The sequence below is a fragment of the Rhizobium sp. 768_B6_N1_8 genome, assembly GCF_051811225.1.
Classification (GTDB): domain Bacteria; phylum Pseudomonadota; class Alphaproteobacteria; order Rhizobiales; family Rhizobiaceae; genus Rhizobium.
The window spans coordinates 1,903,108-1,925,905 of record NZ_JBPWPV010000001.1; the positions used below are offsets into that span (position 1 = coordinate 1,903,108).

22 protein-coding genes are annotated in these 22,798 nt (G+C 61.6%); 11 read left to right on the forward strand and 11 right to left on the reverse strand.

Annotation, left to right across the window (positions count from 1 at the left end; all coding sequences use genetic code 11):
• Positions 1-9: 9 nt before the first annotated feature.
• Both AB8B33_RS09695 and AB8B33_RS09700 read right to left on the reverse strand, forming a co-directional pair.
• Positions 10-900, reverse strand: coding sequence for a carbohydrate ABC transporter permease (locus tag AB8B33_RS09695; RefSeq protein ID WP_439015177.1), 891 nt, complete (start codon positions 898-900; stop codon positions 10-12).
• Between the two features lie 62 nt (positions 901-962).
• Positions 963-2,273: an extracellular solute-binding protein gene (locus tag AB8B33_RS09700; RefSeq protein ID WP_439015178.1), complete on the reverse strand. Its 1,311-nt coding sequence runs from the start codon at positions 2,271-2,273 to the stop codon at positions 963-965.
• Positions 2,274-2,463: 190 nt separating this feature from the next.
• Here AB8B33_RS09700 and AB8B33_RS09705 point away from each other — a divergent pair, with 190 nt between their 5' ends.
• A complete protein-coding gene (locus AB8B33_RS09705; protein WP_439015179.1) occupies positions 2,464-3,618 on the forward strand; it encodes an ROK family protein in 1,155 nt (384 codons plus the stop codon).
• A gap of 12 nt (positions 3,619-3,630) precedes the next feature.
• Here AB8B33_RS09705 and AB8B33_RS09710 read toward each other — a convergent pair whose 3' ends face one another.
• On the reverse strand, positions 3,631-4,029 hold the full coding sequence (locus tag AB8B33_RS09710) for a GFA family protein (RefSeq protein WP_439015180.1): 399 nt from the start codon (positions 4,027-4,029) through the stop codon (positions 3,631-3,633).
• 257 nt (positions 4,030-4,286) lie between these two features.
• On the opposite strand from AB8B33_RS09710, the gene metG reads away from it, so the two are divergent.
• Entirely contained in the window at positions 4,287-5,840 is a 1,554-nt protein-coding gene (metG, locus tag AB8B33_RS09715; RefSeq protein WP_439015181.1) for a methionine--tRNA ligase, read from the forward strand.
• A 68-nt stretch (positions 5,841-5,908) separates the two neighbouring features.
• Here the strand turns inward: metG and AB8B33_RS09720 are convergent, their stop codons facing one another.
• Both AB8B33_RS09720 and AB8B33_RS09725 read right to left on the reverse strand, forming a co-directional pair.
• Complete coding sequence (locus tag AB8B33_RS09720; RefSeq protein ID WP_439015182.1) at positions 5,909-6,520, reverse strand: pyridoxamine 5'-phosphate oxidase family protein; 612 nt, start codon at positions 6,518-6,520, stop codon at positions 5,909-5,911.
• Between the two features lie 48 nt (positions 6,521-6,568).
• Entirely contained in the window at positions 6,569-7,519 is a 951-nt protein-coding gene (locus tag AB8B33_RS09725) for an alpha/beta hydrolase (RefSeq protein ID WP_439015183.1), read from the reverse strand.
• 45 nt (positions 7,520-7,564) lie between these two features.
• Here AB8B33_RS09725 and AB8B33_RS09730 point away from each other — a divergent pair, with 45 nt between their 5' ends.
• Together AB8B33_RS09730 and AB8B33_RS09735 are read left to right on the forward strand one after the other, a co-directional pair.
• Positions 7,565-8,032: a MarR family winged helix-turn-helix transcriptional regulator gene (locus AB8B33_RS09730; RefSeq protein WP_439015184.1), complete on the forward strand. Its 468-nt coding sequence runs from the start codon at positions 7,565-7,567 to the stop codon at positions 8,030-8,032.
• 49 nt (positions 8,033-8,081) lie between these two features.
• Positions 8,082-8,705: a nuclear transport factor 2 family protein gene (locus AB8B33_RS09735; protein ID WP_113321608.1), complete on the forward strand. Its 624-nt coding sequence runs from the start codon at positions 8,082-8,084 to the stop codon at positions 8,703-8,705.
• 21 nt (positions 8,706-8,726) lie between these two features.
• Here AB8B33_RS09735 and AB8B33_RS09740 read toward each other — a convergent pair whose 3' ends face one another.
• Both AB8B33_RS09740 and AB8B33_RS09745 read right to left on the reverse strand, forming a co-directional pair.
• Positions 8,727-9,914 carry a low temperature requirement protein A gene (locus AB8B33_RS09740; protein ID WP_439015185.1) on the reverse strand — a complete coding sequence of 396 codons (1,188 nt, stop codon included), beginning with the start codon at positions 9,912-9,914 and terminating at the stop codon, positions 8,727-8,729.
• A 36-nt stretch (positions 9,915-9,950) separates the two neighbouring features.
• Positions 9,951-10,325, reverse strand: a complete 375-nt coding sequence (locus tag AB8B33_RS09745; protein WP_439015186.1) for a gamma-butyrobetaine hydroxylase-like domain-containing protein — start codon at positions 10,323-10,325, stop codon at positions 9,951-9,953.
• A gap of 136 nt (positions 10,326-10,461) precedes the next feature.
• On the opposite strand from AB8B33_RS09745, the gene moaA reads away from it, so the two are divergent.
• The 3 genes from moaA to AB8B33_RS09760 all read left to right on the forward strand — a co-directional run bounded on the left by moaA (position 10,462) and on the right by AB8B33_RS09760 (position 13,070).
• Positions 10,462-11,508 carry a GTP 3',8-cyclase MoaA gene (gene moaA, locus AB8B33_RS09750; RefSeq protein ID WP_439015187.1) on the forward strand — a complete coding sequence of 349 codons (1,047 nt, stop codon included), beginning with the start codon at positions 10,462-10,464 and terminating at the stop codon, positions 11,506-11,508.
• A gap of 152 nt (positions 11,509-11,660) precedes the next feature.
• Positions 11,661-12,443: an SDR family NAD(P)-dependent oxidoreductase gene (locus AB8B33_RS09755; protein ID WP_439015188.1), complete on the forward strand. Its 783-nt coding sequence runs from the start codon at positions 11,661-11,663 to the stop codon at positions 12,441-12,443.
• 105 nt (positions 12,444-12,548) lie between these two features.
• On the forward strand, positions 12,549-13,070 hold the full coding sequence (locus tag AB8B33_RS09760) for a GNAT family N-acetyltransferase (protein ID WP_439015189.1): 522 nt from the start codon (positions 12,549-12,551) through the stop codon (positions 13,068-13,070).
• 33 nt (positions 13,071-13,103) lie between these two features.
• On the opposite strand, the gene AB8B33_RS09765 is transcribed toward AB8B33_RS09760, so the two are convergent.
• From AB8B33_RS09765 to AB8B33_RS09775, 3 genes are all read right to left on the reverse strand, one after another.
• Positions 13,104-13,733 carry a GNAT family N-acetyltransferase gene (locus AB8B33_RS09765; protein ID WP_439015190.1) on the reverse strand — a complete coding sequence of 210 codons (630 nt, stop codon included), beginning with the start codon at positions 13,731-13,733 and terminating at the stop codon, positions 13,104-13,106.
• Positions 13,734-13,895: 162 nt separating this feature from the next.
• Positions 13,896-14,102 (reverse strand): CsbD family protein, encoded by a 207-nt coding sequence (locus AB8B33_RS09770; protein ID WP_113321602.1) that lies wholly within the window; start codon positions 14,100-14,102, stop codon positions 13,896-13,898.
• Positions 14,103-14,219: 117 nt separating this feature from the next.
• Positions 14,220-16,775, reverse strand: a complete 2,556-nt coding sequence (locus AB8B33_RS09775) for a methyl-accepting chemotaxis protein (RefSeq protein ID WP_439015191.1) — start codon at positions 16,773-16,775, stop codon at positions 14,220-14,222.
• A 311-nt stretch (positions 16,776-17,086) separates the two neighbouring features.
• On the opposite strand from AB8B33_RS09775, the gene AB8B33_RS09780 reads away from it, so the two are divergent.
• The 3 genes from AB8B33_RS09780 to mobB are packed head-to-tail and all read left to right on the forward strand — an operon-like array spanning position 17,087 to position 19,207.
• A complete protein-coding gene (locus tag AB8B33_RS09780; protein WP_439015192.1) occupies positions 17,087-17,995 on the forward strand; it encodes a DMT family transporter in 909 nt (302 codons plus the stop codon).
• Positions 17,996-18,012: 17 nt separating this feature from the next.
• On the forward strand, positions 18,013-18,642 hold the full coding sequence (gene mobA / locus AB8B33_RS09785) for a molybdenum cofactor guanylyltransferase MobA (RefSeq protein WP_439015193.1): 630 nt from the start codon (positions 18,013-18,015) through the stop codon (positions 18,640-18,642).
• A gap of 31 nt (positions 18,643-18,673) precedes the next feature.
• Complete coding sequence (gene mobB, locus AB8B33_RS09790; protein ID WP_439015194.1) at positions 18,674-19,207, forward strand: molybdopterin-guanine dinucleotide biosynthesis protein B; 534 nt, start codon at positions 18,674-18,676, stop codon at positions 19,205-19,207.
• A 155-nt stretch (positions 19,208-19,362) separates the two neighbouring features.
• Here mobB and AB8B33_RS09795 read toward each other — a convergent pair whose 3' ends face one another.
• On the reverse strand, positions 19,363-21,642 hold the full coding sequence (locus AB8B33_RS09795) for an OmpA family protein (protein ID WP_439015195.1): 2,280 nt from the start codon (positions 21,640-21,642) through the stop codon (positions 19,363-19,365).
• Positions 21,643-21,981: 339 nt separating this feature from the next.
• Here AB8B33_RS09795 and AB8B33_RS09800 point away from each other — a divergent pair, with 339 nt between their 5' ends.
• Positions 21,982-22,755 carry a transporter substrate-binding domain-containing protein gene (locus tag AB8B33_RS09800; RefSeq protein WP_007819184.1) on the forward strand — a complete coding sequence of 258 codons (774 nt, stop codon included), beginning with the start codon at positions 21,982-21,984 and terminating at the stop codon, positions 22,753-22,755.
• The last annotated feature ends 43 nt before the right edge of the window (positions 22,756-22,798 follow it).

Here is a 22,798-nt window from a genome sequence, read left to right on the forward strand (position 1 = left end):
GGCTGGCCCTTACCGTTCGTAATTGATGCTGCGGCCGAGAAGCAGGAACTGCGCGGCGGTGAGGATGACGACGAAGACCATCAGGATGGCCGTCTGGGTGGACGCGCCGGAGAGATCGTAACCGCTGAAGCCGTCGGTATAGATCTTGTAGACGAGCAGATTGGTGGAGCCGCCCGGTCCGCCCTTGGTAATCGTGTCGATCAGCGCGAAGGCCGAGGTGACGCTCTCTGTGAATTCCAGCACCAGCGTCAGAAAGAGCTGCGGCATGATCAGCGGCAGCTGCACATCGAAGATGCGCCGCCATGGCCCAGCGCCATCCATGGCGGCTGCCTGAAACATGGTGCGCGGAATGGATTGCAGCCCGGCGAGCAGGATGACGAAATTAAAGGGAATGCCGCCCCACACGTGGGCGACGATCAGCGTGATGAAAGCATCGGTGCCATTGAGGCCCGGCGCCCAGGCGCCCGGAAAGAAATGGTTGATCGGCGCCAGAATGCCGACGAAGGGATTGAAGATGAAGGCGAAGACGACGCCGATCGAGGCGCCCGCCACACCCTTCGGCCAGACCAGCACGTTGCGGGCCGTCAGCGACAGGCGGATTTTCCGGTCGGCCGCCACCGCCAGGATCAGCGGCAGAGCGACCGCCAGCGACGAGGCGAAGACCATGAAGAGGATCGTGCGCCAGCCGGCATCCCAGAATTCCGGATCGGCAAGCACCCGGCGGAAATTATCCCAGCCGACGAACTCCGACCCGCCGCCGAACGGCCTTTCCAGGAAGAAGGACCAGTAGAAGGCCTGGATGATCGGCGCGTAGAAGAAGATGAGGATCAGCAGCAGCAAGGGTGCGGCAAGCAGCAGCGGCAGCCAGCGATGGCTGAAAAGCGAGGATTCCGACGACATCACGCATGTCCATTTCGAGAAAAGCCGGTGCGGCGACGGGGGAGCGCCGCACCGGAGATAGATCAGGGCAGCTTTGCCGTCTTGTAGGTCTGCTCGAAGCGGCGCAGCAGCTCGTCGCCACGCTTCTTGGCACTGTCGAGCGATGCCTGTGCGGTCTGCGTGCCGGCAAACGCCTTCTGCGTTTCTTCGATTAGGATCGAGCGGAACTGCACGTAGAAGCCGAGGCGGATGCCGCGGGTGTCGGGGGTGCCGGGCTCGTTCATGGATTCGATGCCGACGCCCGCCGTCGCATATTTGGTGGTGCCGGCATCAGGGCTCTTGGCGATGGCATCGAGCACGTCGTTGGTGACCGGTACGTAGCCGGTCGAAGCCGTCATGAACATCTGCTGTTCGGGCTTGCGCAGGAAATCGAGGAAGGCCTTGGCGCCATCGATCTCGGCCTGGTCATGGCCCTTCATGATGTAGATGGAGGCGCCGCCGACGAAGGTGTTGTGGCGCTCGTAACCCTTGTACATCGGCGTCAGGCTGACGGAGAGTTCATACTTGCCGGCAAAGGCCTTGGACGAGTCCGTGTAGGAGCCGGAGGAATTTTCCATCATGGCGCATTCGCCGGAATTGAAGGCGGCGGTGTAATTGCCGGCCTTGGTATCGCTGGCGATCTTCACCAGGCCTTCCTTGCGCCAGTCGATCAGGTTCTGCAGGTGCTTGGCAAAGAAAGTGGTGTTGAAGACATATTCGGCATCGAGACCGTCATAGCCATTGTGTTTGGAAGCGATCGGCAGGCCGTGACGGGCGGAGAACTGCTCGAACATCGACCACGGCTCGCCATTGGTGACATAGGGGCACTCGTTGCCGGCAGCTTTCAGCTTGCCGGCAGCCTCGATAATGTCTTCCCAGGTCTTCGGCATCTCGGTGACGCCGGCTTTTTCGAGTTCGGTCTTGTTGACGTAGAAGAGCAGCGTCGAGGAATTGTAGGGCTGCGAATAGAGCTTGCCACCTGACGTTTCGTAATAGGAGCGCGCGCCCTTGATGTAATTGTTCCAGTCGACATCGGGCAGCACGTCCTGAACCGGAACGACGGCGTCGGACAGCAGCAGGTCGAGCGTGCCGGCATCGAAGAACTGGATCAGCACCGGATGCTTGTTGGAACGGTAGGCGGCAATCGCCTTCTGCATGGAAACCTCGTAGCTGCCCTGCCCGACGCAGGTGACGTGATTGGCCGACTGCGACGCATTGAAGGCGTCGCATTGTGCCAGAATCGCCTTCTCGACGCTTCCCGTATTGCCGTACCAGAATTCGAAATTGGCAGCCTGCGCAGGAGAACACGCAGCCGTCATCAGGGCGGCCGCAGCCACCAGAATGGAAATCTTCATTTTGCCCTCGCCTGAATTTGAGACCCGCCGGATCAGCGTCCGGATCGTGAACGGCCGGATTAATACACTTTATGTGTAACAAATCGATGACGTGGTCCGACTTGATTGAGGGCGAGAAGCCCTTTATGCAAGCACCTGCGGTTGCCATCTGCGTTACAGTTACACTTTTGTGGTATATTCGAGGTGCGTCATGCCTTATTTCCCAGAACCGTTGATTGCATCCCGATTCCGGCGTCCGGGAGAGGAAATTGTCGTTTCCGCGAATGAACGCAGCCTGCTGAAGCTCATCTGGCGCAATCCCGGCCTGTCACGATCCGAGATCACCGGCCATACGGATCTGACCCAGCAATCGGTCCATCGCATCATCGACCAGCTCGTCGAGCGCGGCATCGTTTCTCTGGGGTCCCCGAAGCCCGGCCTCGGCCGCGGCCAGCCGAGCCCGATGCTCAGGCTCAACGGCCGCCACGCCTATTCGATCGGCATTTCCGTCAATTCCGACGTGGTCGACATCTGCCTGGTGGACCTGTCAGGCAATGTGCTCGGCGAAAGCGACATCTCGCTGAGGGAGCTGGGCATGAACCAGGCGCTGGATCGCGTGCAAGCACGCATTGCCGAACTGCAGCAGCTGAACGGCCTCGATGACGAGACTTTCTTCGGCATCGGCTTCGGTATTGCCGGCGCTCTGATCTCCGGGACAAAATACAATGCCTCGATGCCGCTGCATGAATGGTCGCTGATCGAGCTTGGGCCGCTTCTGAGCGATCGCTTCAAAAAGCCCGTCTGGCTGTTGAACGGCGGCAGCGCCGGCGCTGTCGCCGAGGCGATGTTCGGCGCCGGTCGCTTCATCAAGCACTTCGCCTATCTGAGCTTCAATTACGGTTTCGGCGGCGGCTTGATACATGACGGCGAACTGCTACTCGGCGGCAATGGCAATGCCGGGGAATTCTCGGGGATGTTTGACGACGAAGAGACTGGCCGCCGCCCCGCCCTGCAGCTGCTTCTGGAGAGGCTCAAGCGCCACAATATTGACGTGCCGTCGATCCCGTATCTGCGCAGGAATTTCGATCCGAAATGGCCGGGCGTGGTGGAATGGGTCGACGAGATCACGCCCGCCTATAACCGTCTCGTCAACGCCATTTGGGCGATCTACGACCCGCAGGCGATCGTCTTCGGCGGCCAGGTACCACCGGGACTGGCGCAGATGTTGAGCGAACGCACCGAACTTTTCGGCCGCCCGCGCTACGGCGTCGCCCGCCCACACCCCAAGCTCATCGTGTCAGACATATCAGGCGACGCCGCTGCGATGGGCTCGGCGATCGTTCCCTTCAAATCGACGTTTTACTGACGACCAGCGTGCCTACCAATCTGACGCCGCGTGCTCGTCTTCATCATAAAGCCGGACACCTGGAACCTGTGGCAGCCAGGGTTCGCGGCGGATGGTCCAGACCTCGACCATGGGGTGGATGTCGTTCGGTGCCTGATCCAGGGTGCCGATAAAGACTTCGACGGCGTCATCGAGCATGAAGAACAGCCGCGAGCCGCAGATCGGGCAGAACGACCGTTTGTCGTAGATGCTGATCTCGCCGTCCATCTTGAACTTCGAGCCATGCCAGTTCGCCGTTGCCGAAAAGATGGAACCGGTCAGCTTCCGGCATTTTGTGCAGTGGCAGAGCCCGGACTGATACGGCTCGCCTTCGACTTCGTACCTGACTGCGCCACACGCGCAGCCACCGGTTCTCACGCTTTCCATCGCCATCGCGTCCTCTACGCAATCCCATCAAGCCAGCGCAGCATAGCTGACAACGCGCCGAAAACAGCCCGCTTGTCCAAACCGGCCCCAAATGATACCACTTCTCCATGGACAGAACCGCAATCAGCACCTCAGCGATGATGATGCCGCGCTCATAGCGTGGCGGGTTTCGTGCGTCCAGAATGCACCAGCGACCGCCCTTGAGGCGGTCTTTTCATTTGGCGATCCGTCTCGCGGGCAAACAGCCTCGAAAGGATCAACCGATGAACAAGCCGGACACCTATATCACCACCTCGATCCCTTATGTGAACGCCGCCCCGCATGTGGGCTTTGCGCTCGAACTCGTGCAGGCCGATGCCTATGCGCGCCATTTCCGCCTGCTCGGCCGCAATGTGCGCTTCCAGTGCGGCACCGATGACAACAGCCTGAAGAATGTCCGCTCGGCCGAAGCCGCCGGTCTGCCCGTGGCGGATTTCGTCAACGCCAACGCCGACCGCTTCGAGCGGCTCGGGACACGCCTCGATATTTCCAACGACGAGTTCGTGCGTACCTCGCGCGACCCGAGGCATGTCGCCTGCGTGCATGCCTTGTGGAACGCCTGCGCCGACAATGGCGACCTCTATCGCAAAGCCTACGAAGGCCTCTATTGCGTCGGCTGCGAGCAGTTCTACGAGCCCTCGGACCTCGTTGACGGCCGCTGCCCTGAGCACGGCGTCCCGCTTGAACTCGTCCGGGAAGAGAACTGGTTCTTCCGCCTCTCGCGCTATGGCGACCGCATCCTGCAACTGATCGAAACCGGTGAACTCTCCATCGTTCCGGCCCACCGGCGCAACGAGGTGCTGGCGCTGCTGCGTCGAGGCCTTGACGACATCAGCGTCTCGCGCAGCGCCGAGCGGGCGCGCGGTTGGGGCGTTCCCGTGCCTGATAGCGATGAAGTCGTCTATGTCTGGTTCGATGCGCTGGCCAACTACCTGACGGGGCTCGGCTACGGCACCTATGAGGAGCTCTTCAATCGCTATTGGACCGCCAGCGGTGAGCGCATCCACGTCGTCGGCAAGGGCATCTCGAAATTCCATACCATCTACTGGCCGGCCATCCTGCTCTCGGCAGGCCTGCCGCCGCCGTCGTCGACCCTGGTGCATGGCTATGTGACGGTCGACGGCAGAAAGATCGGCAAATCCGCCGGCAATGGCATCGACCCCAATAGCGTCATCGATGCTTATGGCACGCCGGATGCCCTGCGCTATTACCTGCTCCGGCATATTCGCTCGGGCGATGATGGCGACTTCTCGGCTGAGCGTCTGGAAGCCGCCTGGACAGGAGAGCTCGGCGGCCAGCTCGGCAATCTCGCCAACCGGGTGCTGGCGCTTGTCTCATCTGCCTTCGGTGGGGTCGTTCCTCCGCTGCAGGAGAGCGATTTTACACAGGAGGCGGCGCGGCTTCCAGCGAAGGTGGCTGCGGCTTTCGATACCTATGAGCTGCATGTCGGTCTTGCTGATATCTTCGCTTTTGTCGGCGAGGCGAACCGTCGTTTTGCGAAGCGTGCCCCATGGGCGGATGCGAAGGCGCTACTTGGTGACATCACGCCCGAAGAACGGCAGGCGACAGTTGATCGTCTTGGTGGTTGCCTCGCGGAGCAGGTTTATGGGTTGGCAGTCGTTGCGCGCTGCCTCCTGCCGTTTCTGCCGCGCTCGGCGGAGGCACTGCATTCAAGGCTTGGGATTGAGGTGCCTGATGTCTACGGGACGCCGCTTGTCGTCGATGGGGTCAGGACGGCGCCGGACGCTGTGCTCTTTCCGAGGAGAGTGGCGGCTTAGAGGCTGCCCAATTCGGTGCTATCGCTTGGCCGGTTCGGACCCTCTAAAAACCCCGCCTTACCCTCACCTCACCACATCGTCTTGGCGGCCCGCACCGGCCATTCCCGATCATAAGTCTCATGATCGAAATCCCCCACCGCATCCTTCAGCATCTGCCCAGGCGTCGGCAGATTCGCGGGGTCGACGAAGTGCTCCGCATTCCACAGCTCGGCGCGCATCACCGCACGCGCGCACTGGAAATAGACCTCGACGATGCTGATGACGATGACCGTGCGCGGATGTTTGCCATCCATCTCGAAACTCGAAAGCAGCGCCTCGTCGTTGGACACCACGCCGCGGCCGTTGATGCGCATCACGGTATTCGAGCCGGGAATGAGGAACATCAGCGACAGGCGTGGATCGCGCACGATGTTGGAAAGCGAATCGACGCGGTTGTTGCCGCGCCAGTCGGGAAGATGCAGTGTCGTGTCGTCGATGATACGCACCACGCCGCCGATATCGCCGCGCGGCGAGCAGTCGAGCCCTTCCGGGCCGACTGTGGCAAGCGCCGTAAAGGGCGAGATCTCGATCATATGCCGATAGAGCGGTGTCAGCCGTTTCGTCACCTTGTCGACGGATGCCTGCGACAGGCCCGCGCCATAGATTTCGTTGAGCTCTTCGATACTGCTGATGATCTTCATCGCTACCCCGTCCTGTTGGCGGCCGCCTGCCCCGCGACCGGCCGGACGCTACACCGATGCGCGGCGCGCCGGAAGCTCAAAAATCGGAATGATCTCAGCAGGTTTCTTGATGTCTCCCTCAGCCAGAAATGCCGCGACTTCGTCAAGAACTGGGGCGGCCGAGATGATGCGCCGGTGGCCAAAACCGTTCGCCCAGGACAGCCGCACCTGCCCGCCCGAGGCCGCATAACGCCGCGCATGGGAGGCACCGACTTCCTTGTCGTCCTCGGCGTGGATGACCAGCACCGGCTTGCCGATGCCTGCGGCCGTTTTTCCCGCGTCGAAATCCTCAAGTCTGCGACCGGTGACACGCTGCACGACATCCTCGAGCGCTGCCTGCGCGGCCGGCTTCAGCCGCAGCATCCGGCCGAAATCGGTAAACAGCCATTGCATCTCGCTGGGCGAGCCGATCAGCACCATGCGCTCGGTCGAGACGGGTTTTACATCCGGCAGTATGGCGGAGGCCGAGACCACGAGCGCAGCACCACCGAAGGAATGGCCGATGACGGCATCGAAGCGGCCGAAGCGCGCTTCCGCCGCTGCAATCGCCTTGACCGCCAGCCCCATATGCAGGAAGCGTCCGCCAGCGCGACCGTGGCCGGGAAAATCGAGCGCGATCACTTCCGCGCCGGTATCCGCCAGCGTGGTCACCAGATCGGCCATATAGGCCATGCCGGAGCCCCAGCCATGAGTGACGAGGTAACGCTTGCGCCGGCCGAGCGCCCCGCCATTCAGCCGGTAGGCATGGGGGCGCTTACCCGCGACCGGCAGCAGGAAGCGTTCCGCGCCTGCGAGCCTGGCAACACCCGCCGCATGCGCCGCCTTCGCTTTCTCGCCTTTCGGCTTGACGGATGGCGTTCGGCAGAACAGCCGGAAGGCCGCTTCGCCGGCAAGACGCGGAGAAACGGATTGCATGAGCGAAAATCCGAGGCGGGTGACCTCAAGCGCAAATTTTGCCATGATGGGATTCCAATAATGTTCAACACTGAACAATAAAGTACAACGATGAACAAAAATCAATCCCTACCCTGGGATCATCCGCGTTTTCGCAGCTGGATCGCGGTGGCTCGCGCCTGCCAGCTCATGCAACAATCCCTGGCGCGCTCGCTTTCCGATCTCGATATCAAGCCCCCGCATCTCGATATTCTCGTCAATCTCTACCGCTTCGAAGGCATTTCGCAGCAGGAGCTGGCCCGTAAGCTGCTGGTCGGCCGCTCCAATATGAGCATGCTCCTGCCACAGATGGAAAAGCGCGGCCTGATCCTTCGCCGCGACGACGAGCGCGACAAGCGCGTGCTGCGCCTCTATCTGACGCCGGAGGGGCGAAAGCTGAGCGAGGAAGCCATGGCCATCCAGACCAGCCTCATCGACCGTGTGCTCTCGGACGAGCCGATCGAGCAATGCATGGCGACCGCCGACTCGATGGAGCGCATCATCACCGTGCTGCTGCAGGATCTGCGTGACGAGGATTGAGCCCGGAGCTATCTTCGAGGCTTGCAGCACACAAGCGGGGGTAGTGACGATGCCGGCATGGGATGACAAGCTTGCAATAAACGAGCTTCTTCAGAACTGGGCGATCTGGCGGGATGCCGGTCATTGGGAGCGTTTCCAGACCGTATGGCACGACGACGCCTGGATGATGGCGACTTGGTTCCAAGGGCCTGCAACGGAGTTTATCCGTGTCAGCCGGGATGGCTGGAACAAAGGCGTAAGCATCCTCCATTTTCTCGGCGGCAGTTCGATCGACATCAGAGCGCATCGGGCGATAGCTCAGACCAAGATGACGATCTCCCAGCGGGCATCGGTTCACGGTTGCCCTTGCGACGTGGTTTGCACCGGGCGCTTCTACGACTTCCTCGAAAAGAGAAATGACCGCTGGGCAATCGTCATCCGGCAGCCGATCTATGAGAAAGACAGGATCGATCCTCTTTCGCCCGCCGATATACTCGGGATCGACCGAGAGGTGCTGCAGGCATTTCCGGAAGGATATCGGCATCTCGCCTATATACAGGAGCAGATCGGATATCGTGTAAAGCGCGATATGCCGGGCCTGAAGGGCAAACAGGTGGAAGCTCTATACGAGCGCGGCAATCGCTGGCTGGAAGGGCTTGCCGTTACACCGCAGGAGTTTCTGCGTGATGCATGACCTTTTGCGATGCCGGACTCTCTAATGCAACACCGGCCCGGCCGGCGCCCGCGTCAGCGACTTGTACTCCCAGGCCGCCACGATAATCAGCACCAGCGCCGCCAGAATGCCCATTACATAGACCTGTATGAACGGCGCAAAGAAGGCGCAGAGGATCAGGATGACGATGCCGGCGAGATGGGAGAGCGGCAGACGGCCGCTGGTGGCGCCCTTGAACCAGAGATTGCCGATCAGGAAGAGGCCGGAGCCGCCGAGCACGGAAGCGGCAATGGCGAGGCTGCCCGTCTCATGTGGATGTTCGAACATGAATTCCACCGCCACGGCGTGCACGATGATGCCTGCGAGAACAGGAATATGCGCATAGGTGAAGGCCTGCCGTGCGATACTGCCAGGCGTATCCGTGTGCTCGATGCGGTGTGCCGCGCGCTCATGGCCGAAGCGGAAATAGAGCCACCACATGGCGACCGTGCCGATGAAACCGATCAGAAAGACCACGCCGGTCATGGCGGAGAATTCCATTTCGGAGAAGGTGCGGCCGGATACGAGGATCGCTTCGCCAAGGCAGATGATGATGAAAAGCGCGCAACGCTCCGCCATATGCGCGCCGGAAACATCCCACTCCGCCGCATTCGATCTGCCGAGGCCAGGCACGACAAAGGAGAGCGCCGGCCCGCAATATTCGATGGCGAGCGCGATGACCCAGCAGATCAGCCGTGCTTCATGCTCCAGCAGCCCGCCAGCGATCCAGAATATGCCGGAAACGGCAAAATAGGCGGTAATGCGCACGAAGTTGAGCGTGGCCGAACGGCCTGCAGCCCGCATCGCATAGGCAGTGAAGGCCGAGCGGCCGACCTGCATCAGTAAGTAGGCTGAGGCGAAGAGCAGGCCTTTTTCGCCGAATGCTTCGGGAATGGAGGCCGAAAGAATGAGGCCGAGCATCATCATCACGATCAGCATGGATCGCACCGGCATGCGCTCGGGGTCGAGCCAGTTCGTCGCCCAGGCAGTGAAGATCCACACCCACCAGACGGCAAACATCATCAGTGCGGCTTCGGCGGCGCCCAGCAGCGTGTAATGCGCAAAGAGCGCATGCGACAGCTGTGAAATGGAAAAGACGAAAACGAGATCGAAGAAGAGTTCCAGGAATGTAACCCTGCTGCCGGTATGCCCGTGGGCTCGCAGCCAGCTCTTTTTATGCGTTTCCGTCATGTGCCCCCTCGTCGCCCCTTCGCCTGATACTAAAGATTATCTTGGTTTTTCCGCTGCGTCGCGGCTCATTCCCTTTTCCTTCAGCTCCTCCTCGTAGGCCGAGAAAAGCTCAAAGCCGCGCTCGCCGAGTTCGCGCAGATAGGTCCAGGTATATATGCCGGTATCGTGCATGTCGTCGAAGCCGATGCGCACGGCATAATTGCCCGTCGGGATCATTGAGATGATGGCGACATTGCGCTTGCCCGGCACCGTGACCTTCTGCCCCGGCCCATGCCCCTGAACCTCGGCCGACGGCGACAGCACGCGCAGAAGCTCGGCCGAGAGATCGAAGCTCTGCCCGTCATTGAAGCTTACCACCAGCCTCTGGCGGTCTTTCGAAACCCGGAGTTCGGTGGGCCAGATATCGCTCATCGTTATGTCCTCTTCTTCTGCGAGGAGTAGGCGCTGATCTTTTTCGGCGCAAGCGTAATTTGCCGTGGCGCCGAAAGCTGTTTCCCTTGACGCCACAATAGCATATGCCCACATTAAGGAGAGTACGGAGATTGACGTGAACACCATAGTCGGAACGATAGGCAATGCCTCGCCGCTGGTAGCGGATGCAGCGCCGATGATCGACCCCTTCGGGCGTGCCGTCACCTATCTACGCGTTTCCGTCACCGACCGCTGCGACTTCCGCTGCACCTATTGCATGGCGGAAAACATGACCTTCCTGCCGAAGAAGGACCTCTTGACGCTGGAAGAGCTCGACCGGCTCTGTTCCGCCTTCATCGCTAAGGGCGTGCGCAAGATTCGCCTGACCGGTGGCGAGCCGCTTGTGCGCAAGAACATCATGTACCTGGTACGCCAGCTTGGCCGCCAGGTCGGCTCCGGTCTCGACGAGTTGACGATCACCACCAACGGCTCGCAGCTCGCCCGCCACGCCGAGGAGCTCTATGACTGCGGCGTGCGCCGCATCAATGTTTCCCTCGATACGCTCGATCAGGAGAAATTCCGCAAGATCACCCGCTGGGGCGATTTCGCCAAGGTCATGGAAGGCATCGACGCCGCCCAGAAGGCCGGGCTGAAGATCAAGCTCAATGCCGTGGCGTTGAAGGATTTCAACGAAGCGGAAATGCCCGACATGCTGCGCTTCGCGCATGGCCGCGGCATGGATCTCACCGTCATCGAAACCATGCCAATGGGCGAGATCGAAGAAGACCGCACCGACCAGTACCTGCCGCTCTCAAAACTGCGCGCCGATCTGGAACGGCAATTCACGCTTGCCGATATCGATTACCAGACCGGCGGCCCTGCCCGCTATGTCCGGGTCGCGGAAACCGGCGGCCGCCTCGGCTTCATCACGCCGCTCACCCATAATTTTTGCGAGAGCTGCAACCGCGTGCGCCTCACCTGCACCGGCACGCTCTATATGTGCCTCGGCCAGAACGACGCCGCCGACCTGCGCGCCGCATTGCGCGCCACCGAAGACGACGGCCTGCTCCATGCGGCCATCGACGAGGCCATCACGCGCAAGCCCAAGGGCCACGATTTCATCATCGACCGCACCCACAAGCGCCCGGCCGTTGCCCGGCATATGAGTGTCACCGGGGGCTGAGATGCGGTCCCGCGAAGCGCGAGCAATCGATTGCAGCGTTGAACGCCCTGAGCCATGCATGGCGCCCTCCCTTCAGCCATCGAGCACCTGATCTTGCAGTGAGCCGCAAGGCACGCTCATATGGCATGACTGTGTGAACATGGAATCGCCGAATGCCCACTGACACCAGCCCAAAACGTTATCCCGAAATGCAGGGCAAGATAGCCCTCGTCACCGGCGGATCGGCCGGCATCGGCCTTGCGACCGCACAGGCTTTTGCCCGCGAGGGTGCCACCGTCATCATCGCCAGTCGCAACGAGAAACGCGCAAAACAGGCGCTTGCCAGCCTGCCGGATGGCAGCGCCAGTTGGGTCGAATGCGACGTGGCCAATGGCAAGTCTGTGGAAAGGCTGATCTCCGGCATCGTCAAGCAATATGGTCGGATCGACTACGCCTTCAACAATGGCGGCAGCGGCGGACGCGGCGCACCGGTTGGAAGCCTCGGCGAGGATGCCTGGCGCAAGACCATCGACGGCTACCTGACCTCGGTCTTCCTCTGCATGCGCTATCAGATCCCGGCCATGCAGAAGGACGGCGGCGGTGTCATCATCAACAACTCCTCCGTTGACGGCCTGCGCGGCTATCCCTTTCCGGGCGGTGCGGCCTATGCGGCCGCAAAACACGGCGTCATCGGGCTGACGAAGAGTGCCGCACTCGAATATGCCCGCGAGGGTATCCGCATTACCGCGATCTGCCCCGGCTGGGTCGGCACCCCGCCCGTCGAATCCTCTATGAAAAAGAGCGCCGATATTGCGGCCGCCATCATCGCCCAGACGCCGATCGGCCGCATCGCCACACCGCAGGAGATTGCAGAAGGCGTGCTGTGGCTCTGCTCCGATGCCTCGTCCTTCATGCTTGGAAGTCCGCTGGTGCTGGATGGCGGCTACATGAGTTGAGAGACTATGTTTCGCCGCACGAGAGAACAGGAAGAGGCTATCTGGCGGGACATCGTTATCGCTATTCCCTGTCCCCGCGCCTTTCCTTTGCCAAGCGGAGCATGAATGACTGACGGCAATGATATTCCAATGAGTGAGACGCGCCGCACCGACAGGCTGCTGCTGCGCCCGCCGACGATGGAGGATCTTCATTTTCTGACGGAGCTGTTCGCAAAGCCTGAACTGGTCGCGCACCGGCCCGTGCCTCTGCCGGACAGCCCTGAAGAAAGCGCCGCGCGGCTGGCGAGGGACATGGCGCATTGGGAACAACACAGCTTCGGCCGCTTTGCAGTCATCGCCAATGGTGAGTTGATCGGCTTTGGCGGGGTCACAGTGTCGAGCGAGTTCGAGGGTCTAAACCTCTCCTATCATCTCGATCCCCGAAGCTGGGGGCACGGTTACGCAACCGAACTCGTTCGCGGCATACTGGCCTTTGCCTTCGAAGAGCTGGGGGCCCGCCGGATTATCGGGCTGGTACGCCCGGCCAATCCCGTATCTCGCCGCGTTCTCGAGAAATGCGGCTTCGGCTTCGAAGGCCAGGTCATGCTCCACGGTGCGCCGACGAACCTTTACAGCCTTCTATCCTGAAACTTTCGAAGAGCCTCTCCGCCTGGCATTGCCTTACTCGAGGATGGGCACATGCGGCGCCGCCGACCGCGGCAAGACTCCGGTCAGCCGCGGATCATCCGTGACCTCGACCATGAAGGCATAGGGCCTGAAGCCGGACCGCTGATAGAAGGGTAGCGCGTTCGGGTGGTCGAAATGGCAGGTGTGGACCCAGAGTCGCTCGATCGGATGCGCCCATGCGATGGACAAAGCATGATTCATGAGATAGCGCCCCGCCCCTGTTCCGATGGCGCTCTTGCCGACGCCGAAGAAGACCAGTTCACATTGGCCGGGCTGCCGGAAATCAAGTTCCAGCATTCCGGCTTGCTGCCCATCCGAGAGCAGCACGTAGATTTCCACCAAGGGGTCGCCGATGATGGCTTTCAGCGCCTCATCGGCCATGACAAGCCGGGAAACCCACAGCCAGTCCTCACCGATCGCCCGGAAGAGCTGCCGATAAGTCTGCGGATCGGGCGCCAGCATCCTCTCCAGGGAAAGCCCCGCAGTGTTGCCGATCTCCCTCGGCAGCGGCTTCTCGGTCATTTCCAGACAGGTGACGGCGTTTGCAAGCTTGCCCCTGGGAACCGGAGAATATCCCATGGGCAGTTCGGGGTTCGAGTGGTCCGATTTTTCCGCGGTACTCATGTCTCGTCTATCCGTTGTGCGCCGTTTCAAGATGTCCAATGGAGATCAGGATTCGGCTATCGACTCAACCCGCTTTGCCGCGGCTGATAACCAGCACGAAAAAAGCCCCGCATCAGCGGGGCCAAGTCTTTCTGAGTGGAATACTCTGATGTCGGATTGTTATCAGTGCCAGGTCTGGCCGTTGTACCAGGTATCGACGTCGCTGCGGATGCGGTCCTTGGCGAGGCCGTAGCGTTCCTGCAGCTTGCCTTCAAGCTGTTCGCGGCGGCCGTTGATCTGGTCGAGGTCGTCGTCGGTGAGCTTGCCCCACTGTTCCTTGACCTTGCCCTTCACCTGCTTCCAGTTACCTTCAACACGGTTCCAATCCATCACGGTTCTCCTTTGTTGGACATGGTTGGAAAACGACGCAGGCGCCAAATTGTTCAAAAGAAAAACCCGCGGTTGGAAAACCGCGGGCCCTTTCTGATCTCAAGCCGATGCATTGACTTATGCAGCACGGCCCGTCCAGCGACCCTCGGCGCGGCCATATCCATGCACGTCGCCTTCGTCACCGGTGCGGAAGCGGTTGACCTTGTCCGAGAGCATGTCGACGCGCTGGCGCAGGCCCTGGATTTCGGCATTGTTCTCTTCCACCATCGCCGCATTCTGCTGGGTGATGAGCTCCACGTCATGCACCGCCTTGCTGACCTCGTGGAGGCCTGTCGACTGTTCGCCTGTCGCAGCCGAAATCTCGGCGACGAGGCGCTGCACGCCGCCGACATGGGCGATGATTTCGGCGAGCGCCTGGCCGGTTTCCTCGACAAGCTCTACGCCGCTCTGCACCTGGCCGGAACTCGCCGAGATCAGCTCCTTGATCTCGCGGGCGGCCTTGGCGCAGCGCTGGGCAAGTTCGCGCACTTCCTGCGCCACGACCGCAAAGCCGCGGCCCGCCTCACCTGCTCGTGCTGCTTCGACGCCCGCATTCAGCGCCAGGAGGTTGGTCTGGAAGGCGATCTCGTCGATCACGCCGATGATGGTGGCGATCTTTTCGGACGACCGGTTGATTTCGCCCATCGCATCGACGGCCTTGGCGACGACTTCGCCGGAACGGGTCGCGAAAACCTGTGTCTCGTTGACGGATTGTGCCGTCTGCTTGGCGCGGTCGGCGGTGGAGCGCACGACATCGCTCAGGTGCCGCAGCGCCCGCGAGCTCTCCTCGAGTGCGGCCGCCTGCTGTTCGGTCCGGCGCGCGAGGTCGTCGGCCGAGGATGCGAGGTTGCCCGTGCCGCCCTTGATTTCGACGGTGGCGCCGCGCACATCGGCCAGTGTCTGGCGGAGTGCCTCGACGGCATGATTGTAGGTATCGGCCATGTCGACGAAATCGCTGGCGAGATCGCGACGCATGCCGATTTCCAGATTGCCTTGTGCCAGCTGCTGCAGCACGTCGGAGAGAGCATTCAGCGCCTGCTTCTGTTCGGCCTCGATGCGAGCGCGCTCGGCGGTGCGGCGGCTCGCCTCGTCGGCTGAGAGCGCCCGCGCGCTTTCGGCCTCCTTCTCGAGCCGGACGTTTTCGACAGCCGCATCACGGAAGACAGCGACCGAGCGAACCATGTCGCCAATCTCGTCGCCGCGGTTACGGCCTTCGATGGCAACTTCGAGATCGCCATTAGCAAGCCGGGTCATCACGTCTGAAACGCGCTTCAGCGGGCCACGCAGGGTTTCGACCAGCATCAGCCCGCCGATGATCGCCAGCAGCGTCCCGAGGATCATCGCAAAGACAGAAACATTGGCCGAACGTTCGCTGTCTTCCTTGCCGAGTTCCTGAGCCTGGCTGACGAACTGGCGAAGCGAGGCCATTGCGCCGGAGAGGATTTCGGATGACTGCTGGCGTGCCGCCTTCCAATCTGCAGCCGCCTTCAGCATGTCTGCAGAAGCAGCGGTCAGCGAAACGGCAGCCGGGGCGACCTTGTCTGCGAAAGCCTTCATGACGGCATCATTGGCGCCGAGCGCAGAGATCTTCTTGGCGGTTTCGGTCAGCACCTTGAGGTCGGCAAGAACCACGTCCCGCGCGGCGGCATCGCGCGCGCTCAGCATCTGGCTCACATGCACCTGCAACCGGTCGGCGCTGTCGCGCACCTGGTCGACCGAGGTCAAAAGCTCGCGCTGTTCGGCAATGCTCTTGTCGAGGCTGACGAAACGGGCGGATGCCGTGTCGCTGTTCTTGGCCGACTGCAGCGTCATCTGACCCTCGGTATTGACGAAGCCGGTCAGTAGCGGCGCCATGCCGGAGGCTTTCTCATCCGGTGTGCCGCTGCCCTTCAGGAGCGCATCGAGCTTGCCGGCTGTCTCGGCGACCTGTCCGATCAATGGCTGGCCATCCTGGGACACCATGGCCTTGGCGACATCGAGTTGCTTCAGGATCTCGGCAATATGCTGCTGGGCGGCCTCAATCTGCTCCTCGGGCGTAAAGCCCATCTGGATGTCGACGCGCATCGCGCCCATGATATCGGTCAGCGACTTGAAGGCGGCAGAATTGTAGAGCAGCGCCTTGGCGAAGACTTCCTTGTCGGTGAAATCCTTGCGCACGAGATCGGTCTGGCTGCCGGCTTCATCCGCCGCAGCCCGGATCGCCTGCACCGTCTTGTTGATGGCCGCGACGCTCGCATCTTCCGTCTGGCGCAGGCCCCACAACGTCTCCTGCTGCTTGCGCATGGCTGACGCCAGGCCGCTGACTTCGGTCAGCTGGCTGCGCTGGTCGCCGGTCTTCAGCAAGCCGTTCAGGCGCGCGACGCCGCTCTCCTGCGCATCGATCGCCTTGCCGAAACCGGCTTTGCTCGCATCCGAAGGGTCTGAGACGAACTCCTGGAGTGCCGCCTGAAGGTTCTCGAAATCGGAGATATTTTCGATCGTCGCGCGCGTGACCGTCATGTGGCCGTTCAGGATATTGGCCGTGTGGTAACCGAGGATGCCGACACCGGCGATCAGCACGACGAGCGGGATGACGAACAGCAGGACCTTGGTGACGATACGACGGCTTTGCAGAAGTCGGTCGATGAAGTGCATGGACGCGGCGCCTTGAAACTGATGGTACCGTCCACTCCGCAATCATTCCGGATGGTTCGGCGGCCTCCTCCATCATGAAGAGTGGTCGCATATTTCGCTGAATCGGTTGATACAACCTTAATCCGCAACCGGAAGATTTGGGAATTATCCTTATATTTCTAATATTTGCCGCAACTGCACAAGGATTTGCCTTCCCTAACGTTATGTTGCGCTGCGCTGCAGCATCGAATTATTGCAGGTGTGGCATTCCTCCGATTCCCTTGCTGTCGGTTCCCTTCTAAAAGGGCTTGTAAGGTAAGGGAATCTCCAGCATGCCGCGATCACGCAATACCGAAGGCGCCATCTATATGAGCATGGCGATGGCGGGCTTTTCCTCAAGCGACGCACTCTCCAAATCGGTCATTTCCTACATGAATGCCGGCGAGATCATGTTCCTGCGTGGCCTCTTCACCAGCATCCTCGTCTATCTGATCGCCTGGAAGCTGGGCGCGCTGCGGCCCTGGCGGGTCATGCTCAAACCCGTTATCGCTCTGCGCATTGCCTGTGAGATCATCGCCGCCGTCACCTACATTACCGCTCTCGGCATGATGCCGATCGCCAATGCCTCGGCGATCCTGCAGTCTCTGCCGCTGGTCGTCACCTTCGGCGCGGCACTCTTCTTCAAGGAGCCGGTCGGCTGGCGGCGCTGGATGGCGATCCTTGTCGGCCTCATCGGCGTGATGATCATCATCCGCCCCGGCCCGGAAGGCTTTACCGCGGCCGCCCTCCTCTGCGTCGGCAGCGTCGCCTCCACCGCCGGCCGCGATCTCGCCACCCGCAGCATCAGCAAGGATATTCCCTCGCTGATGATCACGACGGTGACGGCGGTTTCGGTAGCAATCTTCGGCGCGCTGATGATCCCCTTCCTCGGCGGTTGGGAACCGGTCAGCGTCACCTCGCTCACGCATCTGCTGCTTGCCTCCGTGCTGGTGCTCGTCGGCTACCAGTCGGTCATCCTCGCCATGCGTACCGGCGAGATCTCCTTCGTGGCACCCTTCCGTTGTACGAGCCTGATCTTCTCTTCTTTGCTCGGCTTCTTCTTCTTTGCCGAAGTGCCTGATTTCTGGACGCTGGTGGGTGCCGCCATCGTTATCGCCTCCGGCCTCTATACGTTCTATCGTGAGGCCAAGCGCCACGTGCCGCCGGTCGCGCAGGAATCGGCGCCCCGATCGCCCGTGTGATAGTCCGAGGTATCGCCATGACTGACTTCGTGCTCGACCAATCGACCATTCCCGGCGTCGTGCTGGCCGGCGGGCGCTCATCGCGCATGGGCCGCGACAAGGCGGGCGTCACGCTCGGCGGCCGCAGCCTGCTCTCCCATGTTCTGGGCCGCCTCTCGCCGCAGACGGCACAGATCGCCGTCAATGCCGATGCGGCCGACGGACACGACCTGCCCGTTGTTTCCGACCGTATTCCCGGCAAGGCGGGGCCGATGGCCGGCATTCATGCGGCCATGGTCTATGGCGCCGGCCTGCCTTCCACCCATGTCGTCACCGTCTCCGTCGATTGTCCCTTCCTTCCGGCCGATCTTGTTAGCCGGCTTGCGGGTGCGGTAAGCCATCCCGAACAGATCGCCATAGCTACCTCGGAAGGCCGCAGCCATCCGGTCTTCGGCCTTTGGCCGACGGCGCTCGCGGGCGATCTGGAAGAATGGGTCAGGATGGACGAGAGGCGCCGTGTTCGCGACTTCCTCTTGCGTCATGACGTAGCGGAAGTCTCCTTCCCGCTGCATCCGACCCGCGCCAGCGTTCTCGATCCCTTCTTTAACATCAACACGCCGGATGATTTAATGGAGGCCGAACGCTGGCTGGAGGCACTTCGTGCATGAAAAAGATGGGCACATGAAAGAAGATGGGCGGATGACACAGAAAATCTTCGGCATCGCCGGCTGGAAGAATTCCGGCAAGACGGGCCTTGCGGTGCGCCTCGTCGAGGAATTCACCCGCCGCGGATACCGCATATCCACCATCAAACACGCCCACCACGATTTCGACATCGACAAGGTCGGCGCCGACAGCTACCGCCACCGCCAGGCCGGCGCGCATGAGGTGACGATCGTCTCGGGCACCCGCTACGCCATCATGCACGAGTTGCGCGGCGCCCCGGAGCCGACATTCGAGGAGATATTGGCGCGGCTTGCGCCTTGCGATCTGGTGCTGATCGAGGGCTACAAGCGCGAGCCGATCCCGAAGATCGAGGCGCGGCGGCTGGAGGCTGCAAGGCGCGATCCGCTGGCGCCCGAGGATCGGCATATCGTGGCGATTGCGGCGGATCACGAGGTCGATGATGCTGCAGGGCTCGCCGTGTTTGATCTCAATGATACGATCGCGATTGCGGATTTTGTTGCGCGCACGGTTGATCTTGGGGCTCCTCCGTCTCCCCAACCGGCGTGAGCGAACGTCTGAGCGGATAGCGAAGACCGCATTTGTTTTACCTGCGACCCCTCATCCGACCCTTCGGGCCACCTCCTCCCATCATCGCCATCACAAAATAAAAAGGGCGAGGCCCTCACGGACCCCGCCCTCCTCATAAGATTCCAGGTATTCGCTTACCTGTTCTGTGCCACCGGCCGCACGAGCGGCGTCACACGGCGAATGGTCACGCGCCGGTTCTCCTGGTTCGGTCCTGCTGTATTCACCTTCAGATAGCGCTCGCCATAACCCTGAGTCGCAAGGTTCTCCGGCGGGATGCCATAGACATCCGTCAGTACGTTGGCGACCGATTCCGCGCGCTGGTCAGACAGAATCAGGTTGCTCTGGTCAGAACCCACCGCATCCGTGTGGCCTTCGATCAGGAAGGTCTCGCTCTTGTTCTTGTCGAGCACTTCGTTGATCGCATCGGCCACCTTGCGCAGCGTGCGGGCCTGGGTCATCGGGATTTCCGCACTGCCGGTCGTAAAGGTCACCGTATCCAGGTCGATGCGGCGCACCTTGTCGCGGATACGGGCGGAATATTTCACCTCGTTCAGCGAATATACGCGTTCGACCGGCTCGACAGGCGGCTCGCTCAGGAACTCGTAATAGTCACGGTCCGGATCGGTGCTGGTGTCGATGATATAGTCGTTCAGCGGCACGCGCAGGCGCATCGGCGGCAGGTCGGCACCCGCATCCTCGAAGTAATCGCGGTCCGGATCCTCATAGAGCTCGGGAGAATAATAGAGCACTTCTTCCCGGCCGCGGGCATCGACGCGCGAGCGCTGGATGATGTCGCCGTACCGGTTGCGGATCGTCACGATGCGATAGCCCTCTGGCCGCATGATCGTCTCGCGGTAGCGGTCGCCCGAAAGCTCCTCGTAGCTCGGCCGTTCGCCGTCACGCAGGAACCGGCGGTCGTCATTGCTGCGCACCACGGTGCGGTCGCCGAACTGAATGATGATACGGCTGTCGTCCGTGCTCTCGCCGTAGTTTGCACCTTCCTGCCGGTCGAACTGCGGGCGGCGGTCCATGCGGCGGCCCTGCTCGCGGGTCACGGCTTCCATCTCGACCGGCGCGCGCTGCTGGCCGCGGCTCAGCGACTGGGCCTCGGCATCCGAGGTTGGCAGCTTGAAATCCTGGCTGTCGGCGCGCTGGCGGTCGCGGTCGCGACGACCCTGTCGGCCCTGGCTGCGGTCGGCATCCTTGTCGCTGTCGAGAACGGCGGCACCATTCTCAACCGGCAGGACGATCGTCTCGTTGCTCTTGGCCGGGTCCTGGGCGATTTCCTTGCGGCGCTCCAGCTCCTGCGGGGTGACCTTTTCAGGCGCCGGAATGGCCTGTTCGGCCTGCTGCGGCGCACCGGCTGCCGGCTGTTCGCCGGGCTGCGGCGCATTGGCGGCAGGCTGTGCTGGCTGCTGACCGGGTGCAGGCTGCTCGGCCTGCTGACCACTGGCGGGCTCTCCTGCGGTGGCCGGCTTTTCCGCCGGAGCTGGCTTCTCAGCCGTCACTGGCTTTTCGACAGCAGGAGTCTCGGCCTGGACAGGCTTTTCAGCTGCGGGCTTTTCAGCGGCAGGCTTTTCGGCAGCGGCTGGTTTTTCAGCCGGCACAGGCGCTTCGCCAGAGGGTGCCGCCTGCTCTTCGGCGGTAGCGGGACGCTTGCCGCCAGCCGGACGCTTGCCGCCCTGCTGTTCTGCGGGCTGTTCCGTGGTCTGCTCGGCCGGCTGCTCTGACGTTTCTGGCTTCTGGCGCTGCGGGCGCGGCTTTTCGGCGGGCTGATTCGCTTCGCCGGCGCCAGGCGCCTGTTCGGCCGGCTGCTGGGCCTCGGGAGCGGCCTGTTCGCTATTCTGCTTGTTGCGATCGCGCTGGCGCTTCGGCTGCTCCGGCTGGGGCTGCTCTGCTTGCGGCTGTTCAGCCTGCGGCGCGGCCTGCTGTTCCGGCTGTGCCTGCTTCTGGCGGCGTGGGCGCTGCGGTTCTTCGGCGGCCGGCGCCGGCTCTTGAGGTGCAGCCTGTTCGGGCTGAGCTTCGCGCTGGCGGCGCGGACGGGCGGGTTCCGCAGCCGCGGGTGCCTGGGCTTGCGGCTCTGCCTGCGGTTCGGGCTCGCGCTGGCGCTTGGGCTTCTGTTCCGGTTTCGGAGCGCTTTCGGCGGGCGCTTCGCGCTTTTGCGGCTTCTCGGCGGGGGCCTCCTGCTGCTGTTGCTGCTCTTCTGCCTGCTTCTTCTTTTTCAGGAGCTCCTCTTCAGAAGGTGCGTCCTGCGCCACCTCGTAGCTGCCCCCGACGATGGTATTGGCAACAGTGCCGGCAGCGCCATGCTGAACCCCGCCGACTGCGGCGTAAGCGCCTACCGGCGGCACCACGAAGGCAAGGGAAAGCAGCGGAAAGGCCGCACTCGCAAACAGTCTGGATTTCATGCCCATATGGGGTTTCCTCGTCCTTTGTTTTGACTTCGACCGGGGCTCACTGCCCCGCAATCACGGCTTTTTGTGCACCAGGCGAAACTCAAAGCGCTAAAATGCCGATTTGTTCCGGAAGCTAGGAAGGCACGCATTAACCTCGCCTGAACGTGGCGGTCGGTCCCCGTTCATATGGGCTCGCACGCTGGCTACCGGTTGCAGCGCACAATTGCGGCGGGATTCCTGTTGCAATTTTGTGAGAAAAGGTTTGATTATCGCCGCAAGACGGTGGTGGCACCGTCGAAGTGTGCGGCCTCCGGCGAACAACAAAAAGGCCCGGAGCCACCAACAGAGAGGATCCTCATGCGCATTTCCACCAAGCTCCTTGCTGCTGCCTCGATGGCGGCAATGTCTCTCTTCGCCGGCGCGGCGCTTGCCGACGGCGAAAAATATGTGATCGGCACGGACTCGACCTATCCGCCTTTCGAATTCGTCGACGCCAGTGGCACCATTCAGGGCTTCGACATCGATGTCGCCAAGGCACTCTGCGCCCAGATGAAGGCCGAATGCTCCTTCGTGTCCACTGACTGGGACGGCATTATCCCGGCTCTGAACGCCAAGAAGTTCGACATGATCGTCTCTTCCATGTCGATCACGCCTGAGCGCCTCAAGCTCGTCGACTTCTCCAACAAGTATTACAACACCCCGCCGGCAATCGCCGTGCCGAAGGACTCCACGATCACTGATGTTGCCGGCCTCAAGGGCAAGGTGATCGGCGCGCAGACCTCCACGACCCATGCCAACTACGCCGAGAAGCATCTCGCCGACACCGAACTGAAGCTCTACCCGACGGCTGACGAGTACAAGCTCGACGTCTCCAGCGGCCGCGTTGATGCCGTCATCGACGACGTCGTCGTTCTCTCCGAATGGGTCAAGTCCGATGCCGGCTCCTGCTGCAAGATCCTGACGACCCTGCCGGTCGACAAGGAAATCAACGGCAACGGTGCAGGTATCGCCATCCGCAAGGGCGATCCGCTGAAGGAAAAGCTGAACACCGCGATCGCCGCGATCCGCGCCAGCGGCGAGTACAAGAAGATCCAGGAAAAGTACTTCGATTTCGACGTTTACGGCGAATGATAAATTCGCTATCTGGCCGATGAAGATGATGGCGGAAGGCTTG

Excerpts from the sequence above, each read along its gene's own strand:
- AB8B33_RS09695 (WP_439015177.1), bottom strand. The coding sequence starts at position 900 with ATGTCGTCGGAATCCTCGCTTTTCAGCCATCGCTGGCTGCCGCTGCTG.
- AB8B33_RS09700 (WP_439015178.1), bottom strand. The coding sequence starts at position 2,273 with ATGAAGATTTCCATTCTGGTGGCTGCGGCCGCCCTGATGACGGCTGCG.
- AB8B33_RS09705 (WP_439015179.1), top strand. The coding sequence starts at position 2,464 with ATGCCTTATTTCCCAGAACCGTTGATTGCATCCCGATTCCGGCGTCCG.
- AB8B33_RS09710 (WP_439015180.1), bottom strand. The coding sequence starts at position 4,029 with ATGGCGATGGAAAGCGTGAGAACCGGTGGCTGCGCGTGTGGCGCAGTC.
- metG (WP_439015181.1), top strand. The coding sequence starts at position 4,287 with ATGAACAAGCCGGACACCTATATCACCACCTCGATCCCTTATGTGAAC.
- AB8B33_RS09720 (WP_439015182.1), bottom strand. The coding sequence starts at position 6,520 with ATGAAGATCATCAGCAGTATCGAAGAGCTCAACGAAATCTATGGCGCG.
- AB8B33_RS09725 (WP_439015183.1), bottom strand. The coding sequence starts at position 7,519 with ATGGCAAAATTTGCGCTTGAGGTCACCCGCCTCGGATTTTCGCTCATG.
- AB8B33_RS09730 (WP_439015184.1), top strand. The coding sequence starts at position 7,565 with ATGAACAAAAATCAATCCCTACCCTGGGATCATCCGCGTTTTCGCAGC.
- AB8B33_RS09735 (WP_113321608.1), top strand. The coding sequence starts at position 8,082 with ATGCCGGCATGGGATGACAAGCTTGCAATAAACGAGCTTCTTCAGAAC.
- AB8B33_RS09740 (WP_439015185.1), bottom strand. The coding sequence starts at position 9,914 with ATGACGGAAACGCATAAAAAGAGCTGGCTGCGAGCCCACGGGCATACC.
- AB8B33_RS09745 (WP_439015186.1), bottom strand. The coding sequence starts at position 10,325 with ATGAGCGATATCTGGCCCACCGAACTCCGGGTTTCGAAAGACCGCCAG.
- AB8B33_RS09755 (WP_439015188.1), top strand. The coding sequence starts at position 11,661 with ATGCCCACTGACACCAGCCCAAAACGTTATCCCGAAATGCAGGGCAAG.
- AB8B33_RS09760 (WP_439015189.1), top strand. The coding sequence starts at position 12,549 with ATGACTGACGGCAATGATATTCCAATGAGTGAGACGCGCCGCACCGAC.
- AB8B33_RS09765 (WP_439015190.1), bottom strand. The coding sequence starts at position 13,733 with ATGAGTACCGCGGAAAAATCGGACCACTCGAACCCCGAACTGCCCATG.
- AB8B33_RS09770 (WP_113321602.1), bottom strand. The coding sequence starts at position 14,102 with ATGGATTGGAACCGTGTTGAAGGTAACTGGAAGCAGGTGAAGGGCAAG.
- AB8B33_RS09775 (WP_439015191.1), bottom strand. The coding sequence starts at position 16,775 with ATGCACTTCATCGACCGACTTCTGCAAAGCCGTCGTATCGTCACCAAG.
- AB8B33_RS09780 (WP_439015192.1), top strand. The coding sequence starts at position 17,087 with ATGCCGCGATCACGCAATACCGAAGGCGCCATCTATATGAGCATGGCG.
- mobA (WP_439015193.1), top strand. The coding sequence starts at position 18,013 with ATGACTGACTTCGTGCTCGACCAATCGACCATTCCCGGCGTCGTGCTG.
- mobB (WP_439015194.1), top strand. The coding sequence starts at position 18,674 with ATGACACAGAAAATCTTCGGCATCGCCGGCTGGAAGAATTCCGGCAAG.
- AB8B33_RS09795 (WP_439015195.1), bottom strand. The coding sequence starts at position 21,642 with ATGGGCATGAAATCCAGACTGTTTGCGAGTGCGGCCTTTCCGCTGCTT.
- AB8B33_RS09800 (WP_007819184.1), top strand. The coding sequence starts at position 21,982 with ATGCGCATTTCCACCAAGCTCCTTGCTGCTGCCTCGATGGCGGCAATG.